This window comes from Noviherbaspirillum sp., assembly GCF_035254865.1.
Classification (GTDB): Bacteria; Pseudomonadota; Gammaproteobacteria; order Burkholderiales; family Burkholderiaceae_D; genus Noviherbaspirillum.
Map to the genome: position 1 here is coordinate 1 of NZ_DATFAF010000068.1, position 21,764 is coordinate 21,764.

Annotated in this window: 20 protein-coding genes; 10 read left to right on the forward strand and 10 right to left on the reverse strand. The window is 61.9% G+C overall.

The window, feature by feature from the left end; all coding sequences use genetic code 11:
- The 8 genes from VJ651_RS15940 to VJ651_RS15975 all read left to right on the forward strand — a co-directional run.
- Window positions 1-260, forward strand: a 260-nt coding sequence (locus tag VJ651_RS15940; protein WP_324108390.1) for a uroporphyrinogen decarboxylase family protein, incomplete at its 5' end; no start/stop codon positions are given.
- 211 nt (window positions 261-471) lie between these two features.
- Window positions 472-999, forward strand: coding sequence for a hypothetical protein (locus VJ651_RS15945; protein ID WP_324108391.1), 528 nt, complete (start codon window positions 472-474; stop codon window positions 997-999).
- Window positions 992-1,774 carry a cytochrome c3 family protein gene (locus VJ651_RS15950; protein ID WP_324108392.1) on the forward strand — a complete coding sequence of 261 codons (783 nt, stop codon included), beginning with the start codon at window positions 992-994 and terminating at the stop codon, window positions 1,772-1,774. The genes VJ651_RS15945 and VJ651_RS15950 overlap by 8 nt, the downstream gene beginning before the upstream one ends.
- The gene (locus VJ651_RS15955; RefSeq protein ID WP_324108393.1) at window positions 1,771-2,331 is read left to right on the forward strand and encodes a hypothetical protein; all 561 of its coding nucleotides are present in this window, start codon (window positions 1,771-1,773) and stop codon (window positions 2,329-2,331) included. Before VJ651_RS15950 ends, VJ651_RS15955 begins: the two co-directional genes overlap by 4 nt.
- 218 nt (window positions 2,332-2,549) lie before the next feature.
- Window positions 2,550-3,953: a cytochrome c oxidase accessory protein CcoG gene (gene ccoG, locus VJ651_RS15960; RefSeq protein WP_324108394.1), complete on the forward strand. Its 1,404-nt coding sequence runs from the start codon at window positions 2,550-2,552 to the stop codon at window positions 3,951-3,953.
- A 166-nt stretch (window positions 3,954-4,119) separates the two neighbouring features.
- On the forward strand, window positions 4,120-4,413 hold the full coding sequence (locus VJ651_RS15965) for a FeoA family protein (RefSeq protein WP_136419598.1): 294 nt from the start codon (window positions 4,120-4,122) through the stop codon (window positions 4,411-4,413).
- Window positions 4,414-4,425: 12 nt separating this feature from the next.
- On the forward strand, window positions 4,426-6,306 hold the full coding sequence (feoB, locus tag VJ651_RS15970; RefSeq protein ID WP_324108395.1) for a ferrous iron transport protein B: 1,881 nt from the start codon (window positions 4,426-4,428) through the stop codon (window positions 6,304-6,306).
- A complete protein-coding gene (locus VJ651_RS15975) occupies window positions 6,303-6,596 on the forward strand; it encodes a DUF6587 family protein (RefSeq protein WP_324108396.1) in 294 nt (97 codons plus the stop codon). The genes feoB and VJ651_RS15975 overlap by 4 nt, the downstream gene beginning before the upstream one ends.
- Here VJ651_RS15975 and VJ651_RS15980 read toward each other — a convergent pair whose 3' ends face one another.
- Together VJ651_RS15980 and VJ651_RS15985 are read right to left on the reverse strand one after the other, a co-directional pair.
- Window positions 6,597-8,402 (reverse strand): chloride channel protein, encoded by a 1,806-nt coding sequence (locus VJ651_RS15980; RefSeq protein ID WP_324108397.1) that lies wholly within the window; start codon window positions 8,400-8,402, stop codon window positions 6,597-6,599. It abuts the gene before it with no gap.
- A 286-nt stretch (window positions 8,403-8,688) separates the two neighbouring features.
- On the reverse strand, window positions 8,689-10,158 hold the full coding sequence (locus VJ651_RS15985; protein WP_324108398.1) for a M20 family peptidase: 1,470 nt from the start codon (window positions 10,156-10,158) through the stop codon (window positions 8,689-8,691).
- A 151-nt stretch (window positions 10,159-10,309) separates the two neighbouring features.
- On the opposite strand from VJ651_RS15985, the gene VJ651_RS15990 reads away from it, so the two are divergent.
- Window positions 10,310-10,867 (forward strand): Crp/Fnr family transcriptional regulator, encoded by a 558-nt coding sequence (locus VJ651_RS15990; protein WP_324108399.1) that lies wholly within the window; start codon window positions 10,310-10,312, stop codon window positions 10,865-10,867.
- On the opposite strand, the gene VJ651_RS15995 is transcribed toward VJ651_RS15990, so the two are convergent.
- The 6 genes from VJ651_RS15995 to VJ651_RS16020 all read right to left on the reverse strand — a co-directional run bounded on the left by VJ651_RS15995 (window position 10,864) and on the right by VJ651_RS16020 (window position 16,526).
- The gene (locus tag VJ651_RS15995) at window positions 10,864-11,553 is read right to left on the reverse strand and encodes a PepSY-associated TM helix domain-containing protein (RefSeq protein WP_324108400.1); all 690 of its coding nucleotides are present in this window, start codon (window positions 11,551-11,553) and stop codon (window positions 10,864-10,866) included. The genes VJ651_RS15990 and VJ651_RS15995 overlap by 4 nt on opposite strands.
- A 13-nt stretch (window positions 11,554-11,566) precedes the next feature.
- Entirely contained in the window at window positions 11,567-13,684 is a 2,118-nt protein-coding gene (locus tag VJ651_RS16000) for a TonB-dependent siderophore receptor (RefSeq protein ID WP_324108401.1), read from the reverse strand.
- 73 nt (window positions 13,685-13,757) lie between these two features.
- Window positions 13,758-14,174: a biopolymer transporter ExbD gene (locus VJ651_RS16005; protein ID WP_324108402.1), complete on the reverse strand. Its 417-nt coding sequence runs from the start codon at window positions 14,172-14,174 to the stop codon at window positions 13,758-13,760.
- Window positions 14,174-14,902: a MotA/TolQ/ExbB proton channel family protein gene (locus VJ651_RS16010; RefSeq protein ID WP_324108403.1), complete on the reverse strand. Its 729-nt coding sequence runs from the start codon at window positions 14,900-14,902 to the stop codon at window positions 14,174-14,176. Before VJ651_RS16010 ends, VJ651_RS16005 begins: the two co-directional genes overlap by 1 nt.
- A 12-nt stretch (window positions 14,903-14,914) precedes the next feature.
- Window positions 14,915-15,646 carry a TonB family protein gene (locus tag VJ651_RS16015; RefSeq protein WP_324108404.1) on the reverse strand — a complete coding sequence of 244 codons (732 nt, stop codon included), beginning with the start codon at window positions 15,644-15,646 and terminating at the stop codon, window positions 14,915-14,917.
- Window positions 15,647-15,878: 232 nt separating this feature from the next.
- Window positions 15,879-16,526 carry a HugZ family protein gene (locus tag VJ651_RS16020; protein ID WP_324108405.1) on the reverse strand — a complete coding sequence of 216 codons (648 nt, stop codon included), beginning with the start codon at window positions 16,524-16,526 and terminating at the stop codon, window positions 15,879-15,881.
- A gap of 134 nt (window positions 16,527-16,660) precedes the next feature.
- Between VJ651_RS16020 and VJ651_RS16025 the strand changes: the two genes are divergently transcribed.
- Complete coding sequence (locus VJ651_RS16025; protein WP_324108406.1) at window positions 16,661-17,476, forward strand: alpha/beta hydrolase; 816 nt, start codon at window positions 16,661-16,663, stop codon at window positions 17,474-17,476.
- A 4-nt stretch (window positions 17,477-17,480) separates the two neighbouring features.
- Here the strand turns inward: VJ651_RS16025 and VJ651_RS16030 are convergent, their stop codons facing one another.
- Together VJ651_RS16030 and VJ651_RS16035 are read right to left on the reverse strand one after the other, a co-directional pair.
- A complete protein-coding gene (locus tag VJ651_RS16030; RefSeq protein WP_324108407.1) occupies window positions 17,481-18,647 on the reverse strand; it encodes a hypothetical protein in 1,167 nt (388 codons plus the stop codon).
- A 219-nt stretch (window positions 18,648-18,866) separates the two neighbouring features.
- A partial coding sequence (locus VJ651_RS16035) for an error-prone DNA polymerase (protein ID WP_324108408.1) occupies window positions 18,867-21,764 on the reverse strand: 2,898 nt, incomplete at its 5' end.

Below are 21,764 nucleotides of genomic sequence, written 5' to 3' on the forward strand. Positions count from 1 at the left end.
TGGCGAAGGCGCGTGCGCTGGTGGGCCACAAGGTGGCGCTGCAAGGCAACCTGGACCCGAACGTGCTGTTCGCGGGGCCGCAGCAGATCCGCGCCGAGGTGACCAAGGTGCTGGAATCCTTCGGCAAGCCGGCGGCGGGCAGCGGGCATGTGTTCAACCTCGGGCACGGCATTTCGCAGTACACGCCGCCGGAAGCGGTAACGGTGCTGGTGGACGCCGTGCATGAGGTGAGCCGCGCGATGCGCAGCGATGCCGCTTGAGGACATGTGAGCCGCCCGGGACGGAAAGAAGATAATCCTCGGAAGACGCGGAACGACTCATGCCGAAATCCCGGTGCTCATCCTTCCCGGGCTTTGTTGGTGTTTTCCGTGTCTTCCGTGGACAGCTTTGTTTTTGCTGTTCATTGTCCGGCCGATGAGATGATTTGCAGCACGCAGGGTGAGGTGCAGCCCTGGCAAGGAGGAGTCCGCTTTGCGAAATGAACCGCTGATTTTCTTTCATCTCAAGCTGGTTGCAAAAATCAGTCTTGGCGTCGGCGCGGTGGCCGTACTCTCGCTCCTGCTGTCGCTCGCGCTGATTTCGGGCCAGGACACCGAATCGTATGCCGCGATCATCCGCAGCAACAGCATCACGCGCGCCAACCTCGGCCCGACGATGCTGGTGATCGGCTTGATGCTGGTCGCCGTTGCCGGCGTGATTACATGGATGATTGCCTTGTACAGCAGCTTCCGCATCGCCGGGCCGCTGTATCGTTTTTCACGCAACCTCAAGCTGGCCAGTACCAGCGATTCCGCCGATCTGATCGAGTTGCGCGAAGGCGACAGGTTGCGCGAACAGGCGGAACACATCAAGCATGCGGTGAGCACCTTGCGAGAACACTATGCCGCCGTCGAACAAGCGGCAAAGGAGGCGTCCGCCGCTCTCGAACAGGGTGACGCGCAAGGCTACGCGGAGGCCGTAACGCGACTCAAGGCACTGGATGAAAAAGCCAGTGTTTAAACTGCTGCTCGCACTTGGGCTGGTGGCCGTCCTGGCAAGCGCCAACTGGCTGCATGCGACGCTCGCGGGTAGCGGCCATACGCATTTGCAGAAGGAGGACTGTGCAAGCTGCCACTTGGGAGGCAAGAACGTGAGCGCGCAACAGGCCGGCATGCTGGTCGGCAGCCAGGAAGCCTTGTGCGGCCGCTGCCATCCCGCCGCGATCAAGGTCAGCCACCCGAGCGGATTCCAGCCGCGCAACAAACCGGCCGACGCCTATCCGCTCGACTGGAAGGGCGACCTGACCTGCAGCACCTGTCATGATGTGCATGGCAGCAGCGCGGGACTGATGCGCGGGAACAAGAGCGGCAAGGATCTCTGCTTTGCCTGTCACGAGGCGGATTTCTTTCGGAAGATGCGGGATGGCGGCGCGTCCTTGATGGTCGGACATCTGAGCCGCGGCGCCGATGCCGGAGCCGTCGTGCTCGATGTGTACTCGCGCCAGTGCATGGATTGCCACAGCAGGAACGTCGATCCGCGTATCGTCACCAGCATCGACCGCAACGGCATCGCGCGCCATGCCGGCAGCCGCGTCAACCATCCGGTCGGCGCGAACTACCAAAAGGCCGCCACGTTTGGCGGCTATCGTCCGCGTCGCGTGGTCGAACAAAAACTGCTGCTGCCCGATGGCATGGTGAGCTGCGTATCCTGCCATCAGGGATACAAGAAGGACCACGGCAAGCTGGTGGTCACGACCGCCCAGTCACGGCTGTGTTACGAATGTCACGACCTATGAACGCTCCTCTTCCGAAAGACCGGCGCCGCATTCTTTACGTCGACCACATCCTGCAAAAATGGATGCTGATTGCGCTTGTGATCCTGGAAACGACCTTGACCGCGCTCGCGATCTGGGGCCTGTACCGGTCGCTCGGCAATATCATCGACGAGAACATGTACCGGGTCCATTTCTCGTCGGCCGACAACATGCTGCGCTCCTTCCTGATCGACGGCGCGATCATCCTCGCTGGAACGGGCGTCGTGAACCTGAGCGCGCTCATTCTCGCCGATCGCATCTGGGCGTTCTATGTGCACGGCATTCTGCGCGGCCTGGATGCCGTCATGCATGCGGCAGGCAGGCTTGATCTGAAGCCGCAAGCGGGCGTGAAGCGGACGCACGCGGTGCTGGACCAGGCCCTGAGGTGGCAGCGCTCCGAAGCCTTGCGCTTGCGCAGGATCCGTTACTCGGTGCGGCACTTGTCCGATCGCTTGCCCGAATCGGCCGATGAGCGCAACGCCGCTGCCGCGCATTTGCGCATCATCGGGGACCGGGGAAATCATGCGCTTGGTGATTGAGATCGCCTATCAAAATGCTACTGCGCAACCCGATCCCGGACCTGCGATGCTCACCGTACCTTACGTACGGTTGCGCTTCTCGATCCAGGCTCGGGCTGCTCGCTACGCATTTTGATAGGCGCTTTAAGACACGCATGAATGCCGTTTTTATTCGCCTGCATCCGCACAGCGGAGTAAAGTACGGCGTCGGCGCACGAGCATAACAACGGCAACACGCAATGCAAACGAACGGCCCGGGCTTTTCCATCATCGACCTGTACGCTCCTCGCAAGAAGATCTATACGCGCGAGGTGTCCGGTCGTTATGCCAGCTGGCGCTGGGCCTGCGTGTGGCTGACGCAACTGGTGTATTACGGCCTGCCGTGGCTGAGCTGGAACGGCCGTCCGGCAGTGCTGTTCGATCTGGCCGCGCGCAAGTTCTTTGTCTTCGGCCTCGTCCTGTGGCCGCAGGATTTCATTTATCTCGCCGGTGTGCTCATCCTCTGCGCCGCGCTGCTGTTCCTGCTCAGCGCCGTCGCCGGGCGCGTGTGGTGCAGTTTCGCCTGTCCGCACACGGTCTATGCCGAAATCTTCATGTGGATCGAACGCAAGATCGAAGGCAGCCGCAGCGCACGCATCCGCCTGGACAAGCAGGCCATTTCATTCGACAAGATTGCAAAGAAAAGCTTGAAGCACCTGGCATGGACAGCAGTGGCCTTGTGGACCGGCATTACCCTGGTCGGCTATTTCACGCCGATGCCCGTGCTGCTGAGCGGACTGGCACGCTTCACCCTGACCCCGTGGCAGGCCTTCTGGATCCTGTTCTACGCTGCCTTCGCCTATCTCAATGCCGGTTGGCTGCGCGAGCAGATCTGCAAGCACATGTGCGCCTATGCGCGTTTCCAGAGCGTGATGTTCGACAAGGACACACTGCTCATCACCTATGATGCTGCCCGAGGCGAGCCGCGCGGCGTGCGCCGCAACTGGCGACGCGGAGCGGCGAACTCGCTCGGTGATTGCATCGATTGCTCGCTGTGCCTGCAGGTGTGCCCGACCGGCAGCGACATTCGGAAGGGCTTGCCGTTTGAATGCATCGACTGCGCGTCCTGCATCGACGCCTGTGATTCTGTCATGGACAAGATCGGTGCGCCGCGCGGGCTGATCCGTTATTCGACCGCCAATGCGATGCAGCGTGGTTTGTCGGCGCAAGAGATCCGGCGGCGCATTGCACGCCCGCGTGTGCTGATCTACCTCTGCATGTTTTTGCTTGGCATCTGCGTAATGGCTGTGTCGCTGACGCGACGGGTGCCGCTGAAAGTCGATGTCATGCTCGACCGTGCCGCAATCGGACGCGATGTCGGGGGCGGCATGGTCGAAAACGTGTACCGGCTGCAGATCATGAATACGGATGAGCGCCCCCATGCCTATCGCATCAGGGCCGGCGGCATCGATTCCATCGCGATCGTTTCTCCTGCGCAGGTCGAAGTCGACAGCGCGACGTCTCGCAGCGTCGCGGTGAACGTGCGCGCCGAGCGCCGGAGGACAGGATCGGGAGCCGGCAGGATCCGGTTTGAGCTTGTTGCGCTCGACGACGAGCGGGTGCGGATAGCTGAGGACGCCGCTTTCTACGTTCCGCCGAATTGATGTGAATTGAGGCGAATTGATGCACGGATATTGTTTGCTTGTTTGACATGACACTATTGACTAGTCACATTTATCCGTAAGAACGATTGCAAAGCTTATTAAGAATCATTATCATTTGTTGTGTGGGGCAAGCGGTTACGCGAACCGACCCTTTTGAAAGCCAGCCATGCCAAATAACGACCATCCGATGCATCACGAGGTGGTTCACCTCGGCCAGTTGAAGAAAGGCGATCACGCGAATGTGATCGGCCTGACTGACAAAGACGGCGCCGAGCATGCGGCCATGAAGCGCCGCCTCATCGAACTTGGATTCGTCCCCGGGGAGCCGCTGCGCATCGTTGCGGAATCATTTCCTCGCCGCGACCCCATCGCTGTCCGCCTCGGCAATACCACCTTCGCCTTGCGGCGTCATGAAGCCTCGCTGGTTCACGTGGTGCGCACCAAGCAACATCCACGCTGAAGCACCGCGATCATGACAAGTTCCAAGCCCATGCATCTCGCCCTGGTCGGCAATCCGAACTGCGGCAAGACGGCGCTGTTCAATCGCATGACCGGCGCCCGGCAAAAGGTCGCCAACTACGCCGGTGTCACGGTCGAACGCAAGGAAGGACAGTTCACCTCGACCAGCGGCCGTTCCTACAAGGTCATCGATCTTCCCGGCGCCTACAGCCTGAATGCGATGACGCCCGACGAGGCCATCACGCGCGATGTCCTGTTCGGCAAGCAGGCCGATGAAAAACTTCCCGATGTGATCGTACTGGTGGTCGATGCGACCAACCTGCGCCTGAATCTGCGCCTGGTGCTGGAAGTGTTGCGCCTGCAGCGTCCGACGGTTCTCGCGCTGAACATGATGGATGTCGCAAAGAAGCGCGGCGTGGAGATCGATACCCGAAGGCTGCAGCAGGAACTCGGCATTCCCGTCATTGAAACCGTTGCCGTCAAGCCCGGCGGCGCCGAAGCCCTGGTGGCGCAACTCGACAGCCTCGCCGCGAAATCGGAGAGCGCCACCGGCGTCGCCGCATCCTCTTTCAATTCCGATAATGGCGACTCGCTGGAAGAGACGCAGCGCGAAGTGCGCCGCATCCTCGATGCCGTCATCACCCATCATGGCGAAGCACACAACGCGGGCGACCGCATCGATGCGGTGGTGCTGCACCCGGTGCTCGGCTATCCGATTTTGGCGATTTTGCTGTTCCTGGTCTTCCAGGCCGTCTTCAGCTGGTCGGCGCTGCCGATGGATTGGATCAAGGCCGGCGTCGAGACGCTCGGCAAGGCGGTGTACGCCGCGATGCCCGAGGGCGTCCTGCGCAGCCTGATCGTCGATGGCGTTTTCTCGGGCGTGGGCAGTGTGCTGGTCTTCCTGCCGCAGATCCTGATCCTGTTCTTCTTTATCCTGGTGCTGGAGGATTCCGGCTATCTGCCGCGCGCGGCCTTCCTGCTGGACCGCCTGATGGGCAGCGTCGGCTTGTCGGGACGCGCCTTCATTCCCTTGCTGTCCAGCTTCGCCTGCGCGGTTCCCGGCATCATGGCGACCCGCACCATCCAGAATCCGCGCGACCGGCTTGCCACCATCATGATCGCGCCGCTGATGACATGCTCGGCGCGCCTGCCGGTCTATGCACTGATCATCGGCGCCTTTATTCCCAATCGCACCATCGGCATCTTCAACCTGCAAGGACTGGTGCTGTTCGCGCTCTACCTCGCCGGCATCGTGTCCGCGATGGCGGTTGCCTATGTGTTCAAGAGCACCTTCGGCAAGGGCCGCTACACGCCGCTGATGCTGGAGCTGCCGAACTATCACTGGCCGAACCTGCGCAATCTCGCGATCGGCCTGTGGGAGCGCGCGAAAATCTTCGTCACGCGGGTCGGCACCATCATTCTTGCCATCATGATCCTGCTCTGGTTCCTGTCCAGCTTCCCTGCACCGCCGGAGGGCGCAGTCGGACCGGCCATCCAGTACAGCCTCGCCGGGAAGCTCGGACAGTCGCTGCAGGTTCTGTTTGCGCCGATCGGCTTCAACTGGCAGATCGCGATCGCGCTGATTCCCGGCCTTGCCGCGCGCGAGGTTGCGGTTGGCGCACTGGGAACCGTCTATGCGTTGTCCGCCAGCGGCGAAGAGCTCGCGACCGCGCTGACGCCGATGATTGCCGCCACCTGGAGCCTGCCGACCGCACTGTCATTGCTGGCATGGTATGTCTTCGCGCCACAATGCATTTCCACGCTTTCCGCCGTCAAGCGCGAGACCAACTCGTGGACGCCGGTGCTGGCCATGACCGGATACATGTTTGCGCTGGCTTATCTGGCATCGTTTGCGACCTATCAGATCAGCCGCGCCGTGCTGGGAGGTGGATGATGCAGGAAGTGATCGTTACCGCGATTGTCGTCTTCGCTGCCTGGATGGTCATGCGGCGCTACCTGCCGAAAACGGTCAAGCGCGCGCTGCGTATCGCCCTCGTCGGACTCATGAAACGATGCGGATTGAAGAAGGCAGCAGACCGGATCGAAAAGCGCGCCGAAGCCGCCGCGGCATCGTGTGCTGACGGATGCGGAAGCTGCGGCGGGTGTGGTCCCAAGGGCAAAGGTCCGGCGCAAACCGAGTTCGCGATCACGCCGGAAACCTTGAAACGTACCGCTTCGCGTTAATCAGCGCCTTTTCTTGAGCGCTTTCCCCATAAACAAGGATGCGATCCGGCGCACCAAAGTCTGAACAACAGCGCCTTTCGGCAGCTCGCGGCGTTGTTCTTCCTCGAACACGGCAATCGACGGCTTGACCAGGTCGCTTCGGCTGACGACACCGACCAGCCGGTGCGAGCGGGCATCCGTGACGACCGGGATGCATTCCAGTTCATGGACTGCAAGCCTGCTGGCGATTTCCCGGCAGGTTTCTTCCGGCCGCGCAACGATCAAGGGATTGGCGCCGAAAAGATCGGCCGCCGTTTGAATGCCCGGTTTTTCCAGGCCCTTTGCCAAAACCGTCCGATCGACCATCCCCAGCACCTCACCCGATCGCACGACCGGGAAGGCCCGATGCTTTTGCCTCGCTCCGAAGTGCCTTTCCAGCACCTCCGTCACCGGCGTATCCGCATCGACCGTTTCCAGTTGCGTGGTCATGACCTCGCCGACATGGTGCCGTTCCAGCGGATCGATACCGTACTCGCGATAGATGTGGAATCCGCGCCGGGCAATCTTCTCCGTCAGGATGGAACGCCGCATCACAAGCACGGTAAACCCGTAAGCAACCCCGGACGCCGCCAGCAGCGGCAGCAGCGCATTGACGTCATGTGTCAGTTCAAAGGCGAACACCGTCGCCATGACAGGCGCGCGCATCATGCCGCCCAGCGTCGCGGCCATGAACACGAGCGGCCACATCAGCGGCTCGCCGCCCGGCATGATCGGGGCCATCAAGCTGCCGAGGCCGGCACCCATCATCAGCAGCGGCGCCAGCACGCCGCCCGAAGTGCCGGACCCCAGGGCTATGACCCACATCAAGGCCTTGCAAGCCAGGAAACCGAGCACGAAGCGCAGCGCCAGATGGTTCTGCAGCAGATCGCCGATGACGTCATAGCCGACCCCCAGCGCGCGCGGCTCGAGATAGCCGCCGATACCGACGGCAATGCCGCCCAGCGCCGGCCACCACATCCAGTGCAGCGGCAATTTCGCGAACAGGTCCTCCACCTTGTACAAGGTGACGGACAAGGCCCAGGAGAGCAGGCCCGCCATGATCCCGGCCAGTGCGCAGGAGACGAGCGTCAGGGGTGCTGCCGGAAGTGTCTGCAGCGGGAACAAGGGGCCGCTGTCCATCACCAGCGGGCGCAGGAACCCTGCGACGGCGCATGCGATGGTGACCGGCAGCAGGCTGCGCGGGCGCAATTCAAACAGCAGCAACTCGATCGCCAGCAAGACGGCTGCCACAGGCGTGTCAAAGACGGCCGTCATGCCGGCAGTGGCGCCGGCCACCAGCAAGGTTTTCCGCTCCGCACTGGTCAGATGAAAATACTGGGCGATGAGAGAACCGATTGCGCCGCCGGTCATGATGATCGGCCCTTCGGCGCCGAACGGCCCGCCGCTGCCGATCGCGATCCCGGATGACAATGGCTTGAGCACGGCCACCTTGGCCGACATGTTGCTCTTGCCGAACAGGATCGTCTCTATCGCCTCCGGTATGCCATGGCCGCGGATTTTTTCCGAGCCGAAGCGGGCAATCAGGCCGATGATCAGGCCGCCCACCACAGGCACCGCAATCACCCAGAGGCCTAGGGTATTGTCCGCGGGTGAGCGAAGGGATGCCGAAAAAGACTGAAAGAAAAACAGATTGGTGAAAAAGCGAATCAGATAGAGCAGCAGGAATGCAGCAAGCGTGCTGACGGCCCCGATAAACATGGCCAACACGGCGAGATGCAGCATGCGATTGTCAGCGGCAAAGTCCCGTCGTTCTTCCATCCATTGCATTTTCATTCCTCTACTTGAATAAGCCGCGCTGCCGGATATGCCGGCGTGTATTCACCCGCGACGCGCGGCGGCCGATCGGCAGGATAGTGGGGGCGGAGTTTGCGTCCCTGGGTAAGGGACGCAGAGTCATGGATGCGCCGTGTGCTGCAAGCGGCTTCCCTGACTCTGTAGAGACAGGGTTCATCAGCGATAACATTGCATTGCCGGAAATAGGCAATTCGCAAGTATATCACAATGTGATGTATTTGCCGGAGTGCCGGGCTTCGGCGCCACGAACCGGTCCTTGTCAGGAAGACGGAGCCGCGCTGTTCATCAATAACTGATGATAGAAGCGAATCATCTCCGCGTAGTTTTTGACCGAGACGCGCTCGTTCGTGCCGTGAAAGCGCGCCAGGTCCTCCGGCATCGCGCGTATCGGCGAGAAACGGTAGATGTTGTTGCTGATCTCTTCAAAATACCGTGCGTCGGTGGCGCCGATCATCAGGCCGGGCGCGACCACCGTTTCCGGAAAGATTTCGCGCACGGTGCGATGAATGGCCTTGTAGGCCGGCGCTTCGGTCTTCGACAGACGCGAGGGTTCCGAACTTTCCGGAACCGTTTGCAGCTTGATGTCATCGTTGATGATTGCTTGCTTCACATGCGCGACGATGTCGGCGATCGAATCGCCTTGCAGCAGGCGGAAGTTCACCGCCGCGCTGGCGACGCCCGGCAAGACGTTTTCCTTGTTGCCTGCATGGACGATCGTCAGCGCCGTGGTCGTGCGGATCATCGCATTGGTGCTCGCCTTTTTCTCCAGCTCATGCTGCACGAGTGGCTTGAAGAGCCACAAGTTCGACAACAGTACGCGCTGAATGCCGGACATTTCCGGCGCCAGCGTATCGAACATCTCCTGCGCCGCGCCGCGAATGCCCGCCGGCATCTGCCTGTCTTCAATCCTGGCCAAAGCGGCGCTCATCATGCCGATAGCGGTTTTGGCCGGCGGCATGGAGGAGTGCCCGGGCTTGGCCGACAGGTTCAGCAGCACGGTGGTATAGCCTTTTTCTGCAATGCCGATCAGGGCGAGCGGTTTGTCCAGGCCCTTGGTCAGACCTTGTGTAATCACCAAACCTTCGTCCAGTATGTAATCCAGCCGCACGCCACGCGCCTTCAGCAGTGCGGCAATCGCCTTGGCCCCGCGTTCTCCGCGCACTTCCTCGTCATGGCCGAAGGACAGGTAAATCGTTCGTTTCGGCCGGAATCCCTGCGCCGCGAGCGTCTCGACCGCTTCCATGATCGAGAACAGATTCCCCTTGTCGTCCCAGGCGCCGCGTCCCCAGATGAAGCCGTCTTTCACCTCTCCTGAAAACGGTTCGGCCTGCCAGTCATTCTCGGTATCGGGCGCAATCGGCACCACGTCCTGATGCGCCATCAGCATGACAGGCAGTGCATTCGGATCGCTTCCTTGCCACGTGTACAGCAAGCTGTACCCGGCGATGATTTCGCGCTTGAGCACGGCATGCGCATGCGGATAGCTGCGTTGGAGGTGTTCATGGAGCTTGCGGAATTCCTCGGCATTCTGGTCCGGCGCCAGGTCATTCGAGACAGTCCGCATGCGGACTGCGGCGGCAAGCCGGGCAGCGGCAGCGTTTTCGTCTATCCGCAGCGGTACGATCGGATTCACCTGCAGCTGCCTGGATTGCTTGCGCACGGTGTTGAAAATCACCGCTGCGAGCAGCAGGAATACGGGCACCAACGCAAGGAGGATCCAGCGTCGCATGCGCGTTGTATCATGGTGTTTCTTCGGGGGCATCGAGCACTCCGGTTATGGTTATCAGGGTGCGGATAGATTGGCAAAGCGGATGCAAGAGCGCATTAACCTAGGTTCAAATCCGGCAGGCGATGATGCGGCCGGGGCCTGCGCCGCCTGCATGCCTGAATTCGACATGCTGCTCTCGCAGTCGCCAGTGCTCGCGGCGCGCTGGGAAAGCGCACCACGGCGCGCGCTCAAGCCCGGCCAGGCGCTGGTGACGATCGGGCAGCGGGTAAGGCAGGTCTGGCGCGTTGAATCCGGATTGTTCCGCCTGTATTACCTCTCGCCGGACGGACGGGAGCGCAATCGTTCCTTCCATGCGGAGGGAAAATGGTTGGGTGCAGGCGTTCCTCCCGGCGAGACCGACAGTCCCTATGCAATCGAAGCGCTCGAACCTGCCATGGTGGTTGAAGTAGCGTACACCGCATTGGAGATGTGGAGCCGCGATCATCCGGCCGTGAGCCCTGCGATACAGGACGTGCTGGCAAAAATCTTCCTGCGCCAAAGCCAGCGGGAGGCCGAGTTGCTGCTGCTTGACGCGACCTCACGCTATTCGGCGTTCCTCGACTATTACGGTCAGCTTGCGCAACGCATTCCCTTGCACCATGTCGCGAGCTATCTCGGCATCACCAATGTGGCGCTGTCCCGAATCCGCCGCAGCATGAAGACAAGCTAGATACTCCACATAAACCACATCCCCGCCAGCAGTGCACCGACGCTGCTCAGCACCGCGGCCGTTCGCATCGTGTGCAATTGGGTCCACAGCAGCAGGCCGGTCAGCGACAACAGGATCAGGCTGCCCGCGATGGTATCCATCAGCACCACCCAGAATGCATTTACACCGACCGACATATGCAGGCGTGTCAGCGTGCCGATCGGCGTCGCATCGCTCTGATCGAGCTTGACGAAACGATTGCCGACGTAATACTCCGCGCTGATGCCGCGCTCGGGGCGATTGAGCATGACGGTCCAGCGTTCGGGCTGCGTCAGCTCACGGTCTGCCCAGCTCACCGTGGCGGCTGCCTGCGTCTTCAGAATGGCCGGCGCGACCGGCGCGAATCCGAGTTCCGCTTGCAGCCACTCCGACATTTCTTCCGGACTGGCGAAGGCGTTCTCAGGCACCGGGAAATGCACCGTGTGCTGCACGACTTTCGCCACGGGCAGTTTCAGGATCGCGCGGTGATTCATCACGATTCCGGTGGTACCGAACATCAGGCCGAGCGCCGCGCCCCACAGGCCGACATACAGATGGGTTTTGCGCAGCCAGGTGAGAAATACCGCGCGGCGGCTGCGCTTGCGGACAGCGCAGGCCCGGAGCGAAGGTGCGGTATTCAGTGAACGGGCAAAGGCGTCCGTGCTCATCGACTTGCTCCGCTCAGAACTTGTAGCGCGCGGTCAGTTGTACCGCACGCGGCGCACCGGGCAGGTTCAGATTCGCGCTACTGCCGTGTCCCGCGACGATGTACTTGCGGTCAAACAGGTTCGTGAGATTCAGCGTCAGATCGACTTTGCCCGCGCGGTAATAGCCCATCGCATCGACCGTGGTGTAGGCCGGCAGGGTGACGGTGTTGCCCGGATTGGCGAAGCGGTCGGCGACGTAATTCACCCCGGCGCCGGCGCCGAAGCCGCTGCCCAATGCCTTGGCGAGCCACAGGTTGGCGCTATGCGTCGGCGTGAGCGTCGGCCGCTTGCCCTGCACCGGCTGTCCGGCATCGCGCGCCGGCGAGGAAGTCATGCGCGCATCGAGATAGGCGTAGCCGGACCAGATTTGCCAGCCATGCGGCAGTTCGCCGGTGAAGGTCAGCTCCAGCCCGTCCGTGCGCTGCACGCCGAGCGGTACCAGTGTGTTGGTGGCCGGATCGGTTGTCTTGATGTTGGTCCGCTCCAGGCGGAATAGCGATGCGGTCGCGGATGCCTTGCCGTCAAGGAAATCGAACTTCGCGCCGATTTCCTTGTTGGTGGTTTCTTCCGGCGCGATCTGGGCATTGTTTGCCGCGAGCGCGAAGCTCTCTCCGGAAGGTTGAAAGGACTTGCTGAAAGACATGTAATATGACTGCGCCTCGTTCGGCTGGAACACCAGGCCGGCGCGCGGGCTCCATGCGCGGTCGGTGCGGCTCAGGTTCGGCTGGCCGGCGCGGCGTTCGCGGGTTTCCTGTTCAAAGTTGTCGTAACGTACGCCCACCAGCGCTTTCCACTTTTCCGACAGGCTTGCAAGATCCTGCACATAAGCACTCGCGGTAGTCATGATGCCGAGATTGTCTGTGGATGGAGCTGCGGTAACGTTGAACGGCAGGACCGGCAAGACCGGATTGAACAGGTCGACGGTCGCGATATTGTTCTGCGAACGGAACAGCTGATCCTTGTTCTGCTTGCCGAATTCCACGCCGTACAGGATCTGGTGCGGCATGCCGGCGATGTTCGCTTTCTGCACCAGTTCTGTCTGGTTGAAATAACCGTCTTCATCGCGCCGCACATTGCTGCGGTTGAGGGACGCCGTCAATGCCGCTTCGTTCACCGACCCGACCAGCGTGTTGTTGCGGTCGAGCGAATACGCATAGTGACGGAATGCGTTGCGCAGCGACAGCGAATCGCTGAAGCGGTGGTCGAGCGTAAAGCCAAGAGCGGTGACTTGCGCTTGCGAGTAGTCGAGCTCCTTCGCATTGGCGCTGCCGTAGTAGGCGCTGGCAGGCACGTCGACCGGGCGGCCGCGATAGGCCGGCACGCCGAAGTCGGTGACGCGCCGGTCGGACAGGTATTCGCCCTGGACCAGCAATTTCGTGTCCCTGCCCAGCTTGACCAAGAGCGAAGGCGAGAGCGCCTCGCGGTCGAGGAACTGCTGGCTGCGATAGCTGTCGGCACGCTCAATGGCACCGGTCACGCGGAATGCCACGCCCTGGTCGTCGTCATTGCGCGCGAGATCGAATTCGCCGCGGCGCTGCGCCCAGCTGCCGAAAGTGAGGCTGACTTCATTCTTGTCGATGCCGGGCTTCTTCGAGATCCGGTTGATCAGGCCGCCGGATGATCCGCGTCCGTAGAGCACCGAGGCCGGTCCCTTGATTACTTCCACCTGCTCGATATTCGACAGGTCGCGGAAGTACAGCGCATCGTCACGCAGGCCGTCGATGAACTGGTCGCCGATTGCGCTGAATCCACGGATCGTCACCTGGTCGCGCTGACCATCGCCATGCGACAGGCCGATGCCCGGCACCGACTTCATCACATCCTGCATCGAGCGCACACCCTGATCGCGCAGCAAGGTTTGCGGCACGACGTTCACCGTTTGCGGAATGTCGCGCAGCGGCGCCTCGATCTTGGTCGCGGTGGACGTGGTGGGCGGATTGTAGGTCGGCGGTAGTTCGCGGCTGCTCTTTACGCGCACCTCCGGCAGGTCGGCGTCGGCTTGAGTGGATTTGGTTTGTGCGAAGGCCGGAGTCGTAAATTGTTGTACGGCGAGCGCAACCAGGAGCGCCAGCTTGGTTTTTTTAAAGGTCATGATCTTGAAAGAATGTAAAAGGCTGGCTGGCGGTCGTATTGCGCGATGCGTGGCTGGCGAAGGGTTGGAAAAATTATTTGTCCTGGGGATCGGTGATGAAACCGATTTTGCCGAGGCCGCCCGATTGCGCCGCAGCCATCACCTGCGCCACTTTTTCGTAGGGCGTCGTGCGTTCCGCGCGCAGATGCAACTCCGGTTGCGGCGTCTTTTGTGCGGCGTCGGCGATGCGCGCTTTCAGCTGGCCTGCATCGACCACGTCGGCATTCCAGTAGACCTTGCCGTCCGCATCGATGACGAGGTTGATGTTGTCCGGTTTCGCTTCGTTGGGTTGATTCACCGCGCGCGGCAAATCGATCTTCACGCTATGGTTCATTACGGGAATGGTGATGATGAAGATGATCAGCAACACCAGCATCACATCGACCAGCGGCGTGGTGTTGATCTCCGGATTGAAGTCGTCTTCCGAATCGGAAAGGGAGCCCATTGCCATCATGCACCCCTGAGCGCCACGAGCTTGCTGCTGCCGGCGCTTTCCTGGTTGGCGAGCTCGGTGCGTGCGCCGGTGACGAACAAGGCATGCAGGTCGAAGCCGAATTTGTTGAGCTTGGCGATGACGGCCTTGTTGCCGCGCACCAGCGCGTTATAGCCGAATGTCGCGGGTATCGCGACCGCCAGGCCGAGCGCGGTCATGATCAAGGCCTCGCCGACCGGACCTGCGACCTTGTCGATGCTGGCCTGGCCCATGGTTCCGATCGATACCAATGCGTGATAAATGCCCCATACCGTGCCGAACAAGCCGACGAAGGGCGCGCTCGAGCCGACCGATGCCAGCACGGCCATGCCGGTCTGCAGTTTGCCCGAGGCCTCGTCGATGGCCTGGCGCAGCGACAGGGTGACCCAGTCGCTGACGGATAATTGATCGTGCAGGTGTCCCTTGTGCGCCGTGTGATGGCGCATGGCGCCGACGCCGGCCTGCGCGATGTCGGCAAACGGGTTGTCCTTGCCAAGTGTCGTCAGGCCCTCGTTGACACTGGTCGTATCCCAGAAATGGTGGCCGGCCGCCTTGCCGGCGCGACCGTAGCGCCACAATTGCAGCGCCTTGGTGACGATCACATACCACGACGCGATCGACATGGAGATCAGGAGCAGGGCGACGCCCTTGGTAACGAAGTCGCCTTGCACCCACAGGGTTTCCAGGCCGTACGGGCTTGATTGCATGATGAGGTCCTCTTAATTGTCCAGTTGAAATCGGATGGGAATGATGGCGTACGCCGTCACGGCCTTGCCGTCGTCGAAAAAGGGCTTGAACAGCGCGCGCAAGACCGCCTGCCGTGCCGCCTCGTCGAGACGCAGCGAGCCGGAAGTCTTTTGCACCTCGACGCGCTCGGGACGGCCTTTCTCATTGACCAGCACGCGAAGAATCGCCTTGCCTTGCTCGCCCATGCGGCGCGCGATGGGCGGGTACTCGGGCTGCGGCGCTTGCAAGTATTCGATGCCCGTCGTGATCGTTCTTGGCATCGCAGGAACGGCCGGAACAGGTGTCGCGGCTACTGCGGTGGCTGGCGGTTCGGCGGGAGCCGGGGCTGCGTCGGGAACGGCCGGCACCGCGATCGCTTGTTGTGAGGGAGTCGTATTCGCCACGGGTACGGCCGCACGCGGCCGGGCGACCGGCTTCTTCACGACTGGTACCGTCCTGGGTGCCGCTTGTGGACTGGATGGCTGGGGCACAGGCTCTGGCGTGATGAAGGTGGCGACAACTTCTCTCGGAAGTGCTGCTGCGGCCTGTCTCGGCAATCCGCTCTGCAATGCATAAAAGAAGCCGATGTGCAGGAGCAGGATGATGCCAAGCGGGGCGAGGCGCTTCAACTGTCTGACGGTGGCCGACATGTCCGGCTCCCGCGCCGTGGGGTGCGGTGTGCGATGCGCAGCGGGCAAGGGGTGGTGCGTCCAGTCGATAGCCATGAATAGTCCTGTGGTGTCAGGCGTTTTCCTGGCTGGCTACCGGGAGCAGTGAGAGGCTCGGCTGGCTGGCTGGGTTGTTTCGGTGGTCGTTCCCGCCGCGCTTCGCATCGCTGTCAATGCGACAGGAGGTGCGGCAAGTGCATTGAAATACTTAGATGAGAACGATTCTCATTTGAGATTATTGAGGATCTCGGCTGGAATTGCAATCTCTTTTCACTTTTTGTCGGCAGCCTCAGGCAGATCCAAGCAGCAATCGGATCGATGCGCCGAGATCCGCTACGTCCGCCGCGTCAGGAAAGTTGAGACGCTCCCGCGCCCCATTGCGCGAAATATCGACGCCGTAGCGGTCAATGCCAAGCAGGCGTATGCCTGAGGGCAAGGCCTCGCTCAGTGTCGCAATGATGCCCGCTTCCTCCGCGAGCGATAGCGTCTTCGCAGCAGTCCAGTCGCTTTCCTCGATCCAGCCCATTTGCGCGAAACCGCCGATATAACGGACACGCCTCGGCACGAGCGCATGAAAGGAAAAGTCGCCCAGGGCGAGATACTGCTCCGCCTGCGGCTGATAGCGCACGAAGCGTGCGATCAGCTCCGGCCTTGGGTCCAGACCGATCGCATCGCCGACGATGGTCATGCGCGCGGCGTCCAGCACATCCTGACCAGTCGGATCGGTAATGAGGAAACTGGCACGTGGATCGGCGACCAGGTTTCTGGTGTGTTCCGCCAGCGCGCTCAACAGGAATACCGGGCGATGGAATTCATCCGGTACAAAGGGCAGAGCCGTGGCGAATGGATAACCCGGCATTTGCGAAGCATGGGTCGCGAGCGCACCGGACCCGGCACGATGGAGCAGGTGGATGGCGATGGCGGGCGTGGGCTTCATGGGAGGGGGCTCCGTGCGGGGAACGATAAGCAATGATACGTGCTTCCGAAAGAGTTGATACGCCTGCTGCTCGACAGGCATACTGTGCGGAAACAAGAGGAAAATTCATCCCGTTGTCATGAAGGAGAACAATCATGATTCCGATGCGTCGTCGGTTCATCGCGCTTGCCATGGGGCTCGGCGCGGCGATCCTGCCGCTTCCCGGTATCGGCGAGACGCCTTCGTCCATGATCGGCATCGTGATCATGCACGGCAAGAGCGGCTCGCCGGCCAAGCATGTGGACAGTCTCGAGCGGGCACTGGCAGCGAAAGGCTATCTCGTTGCGAACCTGGAGATGCCGTGGTCGGGACGACGCCAGTATGACGTGGGCGTCGGCGCGGGCGAACGAGAAGTCGAATCGGCGCTCGAAGCGCTGCGCAGCAAGGGCGCCCGGAAACTGTTTGTCGCGGGACATAGCCAGGGCGGCGTGTTCGCGCTCTACTTCGGCAGCAAGCATGCGCTCGACGGCGTGATCGCGATTGCGCCGGGCGGCGACGTCGGCGGTGCGGTATTCCGGAGAGAGCTTGGCGAGTCGGTTGAACTGGCGCGCAAAATGATCTCCGAGGGGAAGGGCAGTGAGACGGCACGTTTTTTCGATACGGAAGGTTCCAAGGGAACGTTTCCGGTTGTCTGCACAGCGTCTGCCTACCTGAGCTGGTTCGATCCCGAGGGTGCCATGGCGATGAAAACCTCGGTCAGGAACATGCGTCCCCAGACGCCGGTTTTGTTTATTTCACCAAAGGACGATTACCCGGGCTTGCTCAAGTTCCGAAAGCCGATGTTTGACACGCTGCCTCCCCATCCGCTCAATGAATTCGTCGAGATGAATTCGAAGCACATGGACGCGCCGTCGCTATCGGGCGACGTCATTGCGCGCTGGATCACGGAAGTGGACAGCAGGGCGAAGTGACTCCTCAATGGCGCAAATCCCACTGCCGCGTCGGCATCGCAATGATCTCGACCGCACCCGGTTGTCCGGCCGGCACGTTGAACGCACTGATGCGCGCCTCCAGGATGCCGTTCGGCAGCGTTGTCGTATCGAGGTCCAGCCAGGCGAAGGTCTGGTCAAATGACACGTTGAAGGTGCCGAGCAGCGGCGTATAGCCGGTGGCCGGCAGCAGTTCGACGTTCCGGATGCCGCTGCCGCGCACTTCAAGCCGCGTGCGACCGCTGACGATGGCACCATGCGGCGGCGCGATCGTCACCGATGCGACGAAGGGTGTCGCAGGCGGCGGCGCGGTGCTGTTCCTGAGGTCCCAGCGCCTGACCGGCATGGCAATGATTTCCGTGGCATTGGGTTGTCCTTCCCGCACATTGAAGGCACTGATCCTGAGGTCCGTGATACCGTCCGGCAGCGATCTGGAATCGAAGTCCAGCCAGGCGATTGTCTTGTCCGCCGATACATTGAACACGGCGAAGCGCGGCGCATAGCCGGAGGCCGGCAGCAGCTCGGCATTGGCAATGTCGCTGCCATACACCTCAAGCCGCGTGATGCCGCTGACGACGGCGTTATCGGCGGGTGCGGAAGTGAGCGTCGCGGCAAATGCGGCCGGTGGCACGGGCGGATTGTTGATGGTCCAGGTGCGGGCCGGCATGGCGACGATTTCATTTGCGCCCGGCTGGCCGGCGGGTACGTTGAACGCGCTGATGCGCAGATTCAAGGGACCGTTCGGCACCGTGGTGGTGTCGAAGTCCATCCAGGCAAAGGTCCTGTCGCCCGTGATATTGAAGACGCCCAGCCTGGGCGTGTAGCCGTTGGCCGGCAATAATTCGATATTCGCCATTTCGTTGCCTTGCACTTCGAGGCGCACGACGCCGCTCAGTGTCGCACCATTCGCCGGCGCCATCGATACCGCTGCGAAGAAAGGCGCGTAAGGATTGCCGGAGCAGCCCGGACTGAGGACGCAACTGTTGACGGCCCTGCCTTCCGAAGTCCAGATCGTGGGAAGCAGGCGAGTGACCGAGCCGGAATTTGCTGCGCTGGAATCTCCACTGCCGCCACCACCACCGCACGCGGCAATCAGCATCAGCAGGCCGATGATCGATATGGCCTGCAATCTCCGGATCAAGCTGCGTGACATGATTTCTGCTCCAGTAGGGAAAGCGCGTGCGAGCTTCTACTTGGAGTTACAAGCGACCATTCGGTTTTGTCGATGCCCGCGCGCTGCTTGAGGCTTCTCAAGTTGCTGCCGTTGACCACCGTGCGAAGGCAAGAAAGGCGCCGGAGAATTGTCCGGATGCTCCGCTGGCCGAAGGAAATGATGCGATGGAAAGAGAGCTCCGCAGCGCATGCTTTCCCTTCATGCAAAATCCCGGCTGCGCGTACTCAATCTCCCCAGCAGCTGCGTCAGATCGACCAATCGCTTCGCAACCAGATGGCGCACCTTCCCTTCGCATTGCCAGATGCCATACACACCCAGCAGATGCGAGCCGAGCAATTCCTTGCGATATTGTTCGACGAGGGCGGGCCAGATGATGACGTTCACAAATCCGGTTTCATCTTCGATCGTGACGAACATGGTGCCGCTGGCGGTTTGTGGACGCTGGCGCACGGTGACGATACCGCAGCCGCGCGCGATCTGGCGATCGGCGAAGGTGTTGAGCACCTCGGCCGGCAGGAAGCGTCTTTTCGTGAGCATGGGCCGCAGCAGCGCCAGCGGGTGGCGGCCCAGCGTCAGGCCGAGGCTGTGATAATCGGCGACGATGTTTTCGCCTTCGGTGGGCGCTGCCAGTTGCACCGCCTCTTCGCGCACCGACGCCTTCCTGAGCAAGCCCTTGTCCGCCTCGCTGGCCGCCGCTTCCCACAGCGCCTGGCGGCGATTGCCGGCCAGGGCTTCGAGCGCGTTGGCGTTGGCCAGCATCTGCACGTCGTGACGCGTCAGTTGCGCGCGCAGTGCGAGGTCCGTCGTATCGGAAAACGCGCGGATCGCACGCGCTTCCTCGATCCGCCATCCCGCTTCGCAGGACAGCCCGCGCACCATGTGCAGGCCGAGGCGCACCGCCGGCTGTTGTCCCGCCGTGGATTCGAGCCGGCTCTCCCAATCGCTGCTGCGGACGTCGACGGGCCGCACCTCGACGCGATGGCGGCGCGCATCCTGCACCAGTTGCGAGGGCGCATAAAAACCCATCGGCTGGCTGTTGAGCAGCGCGGCGAGAAAGGCCGCCGGTTCATGGCGCTTGATCCAGGAACTGGCATAGGCCAGCAGCGCAAAACTGGCGGCATGGCTTTCGGGGAAACCATACTCGGCGAAGCCTTCGATCTGGCGCACGATGGCATCGATGAAGGCTTTCTCATAACCGTTCTTCTCCATGCCGCGCCGCAGTTTTTCCTGGAACTTGCCGAGGTCGCCCTTGCGCCGCCACGCGGCCATCGATCGGCGCAACTGGTCGGCTTCGCCCGCGCTGAACTCCGCGGCCAGCATCGCGATCTGCATCACCTGTTCCTGGAAGATCGGCACGCCGCAGGTGCGTTCCAGCGCCGGCCGGATGGCATCCTTGGGATAGGTCACCGGCTCCAGCCCCTGGCGGCGTCGCAGATACGGATGCACCATGCCGCCCTGGATCGGCCCGGGCCGCACGATCGCGACCTGGATCACGAGATCGTAAAATTTCTCGGGCCGCAGTCGCGGCAGCATGGTCATCTGCGCGCGGCTTTCGATCTGGAACACGCCAATCGTGTCGGCCTCGCTGATCATCGCGTAGGTGGCCGGATCTTCCGCGGGAATGTCCTGCATGCTGAGCGGTTCGCCGCGCTGTTCGCTGATCAGGTCGAGCGCGCGGCGGATCATGGAGAGCATGCCGAGCGCGAGGATGTCCACCTTCAGCAGTCCGAGCGCATCGAGGTCGTCCTTGTCCCATTGCACCACGCTGCGGTCGGCCATCGCGGCATTTTCGATAGGTACCAGGCGCGACAGCTTGCCGCGTGCGATCACGAAACCGCCAGGATGCTGCGACAGGTGGCGCGGGAAGCGCATCAGCCTTTCCGCGATGTCCGCCCACTGCTGCGCGATCGGGGACTCCGGATCCATTCCGCATTCGGTGAAGCGCGCCGACAAGCCGGTCTTGCCATCCCACCAGCGATGCGACTTGGCGATCTGGTCGACGATGGCAAGATCGACGCCCAACGCCTTGCCGACATCGCGCAACACGCTGCGCGGCCGGTAGCTGATCACTACCGCGGTCAGGGCGGCGCGCAGCCGTCCGTATTTTTCATACACGTACTGGATGACTTCTTCGCGCCGCTGATGTTCGAAGTCCACATCGATGTCCGGCGGCTCGTTGCGCTCCTTCGAGATGAAGCGTTCGAACAGGGTATGGCTGCGCGCCGGATCGACTTCGGTGATGCCGAGGCAGTAGCAGACAGCGGAATTGGCTGCCGAGCCGCGCCCCTGGCACAGGATGTGTTTGCTGCGCGCGAAGCGCACGATGTCGAACACCGTCAGGAAGTAGGGCTCGTAGGCCATCCCGGCGATCAGCGTCAGCTCATGTTCGATCTGCTCCTGCACCTTCAGGGGAATCCCGGCCGGGAAGCGTCGCGCCGCGCCGATGTAGGTTTCCTTGCGCAGATAACTGGTCGGGGTCTCGCCCTCGGGCACCAGTTCGTCCGGATATTCATAGCGCAGCTCGTCGAGCGAGAAAGTGCACAGCTCCGCGATGCGTACCGACTCCGCCAATGCCTCCGGCGAATACAGGTTCGCCAGGCGCAGGCGCGAGCGCAGGTGCTGCTCCGCATTCGGCGCCAGATCGTAGCCGCATTCCGCAATCGGCTTGCCGATCCGGATCGCGGCAAGCGTGTCCTGCAGCGGCTTGCGCGAACGCACATGCATGCAGACATCGCCCGTGGCGACGATGGGCAATCCGGTTTCCTGCGCGATGTGCTCGACCACGGCGCGATGACGATCATCCCGGGCACGATGCAACAGTGTCATCGCCATCCATGCGCGATCCGGAAAAGTATCCGCCAGCCACGCGGCCTGTGTTTTCAGGCGCGCGGGGTCGATGCCATGCGCGGGTGTCAGGATGGCGAGGCAATGCGGCAATCCGCGCAGATGCGCATAGCCGCGCTCCGGCTGGGTGAAGTCGGCCGGCGTCAGGCGGTACGTGCCTTTCTGCGCACGCGTGCGCGCCAGCGTGATCAGCTCGGACAGATTGCCGTAGCCTTCGCGATTGACGGCAAGGAGAATCAGCGAGAAGGCCGG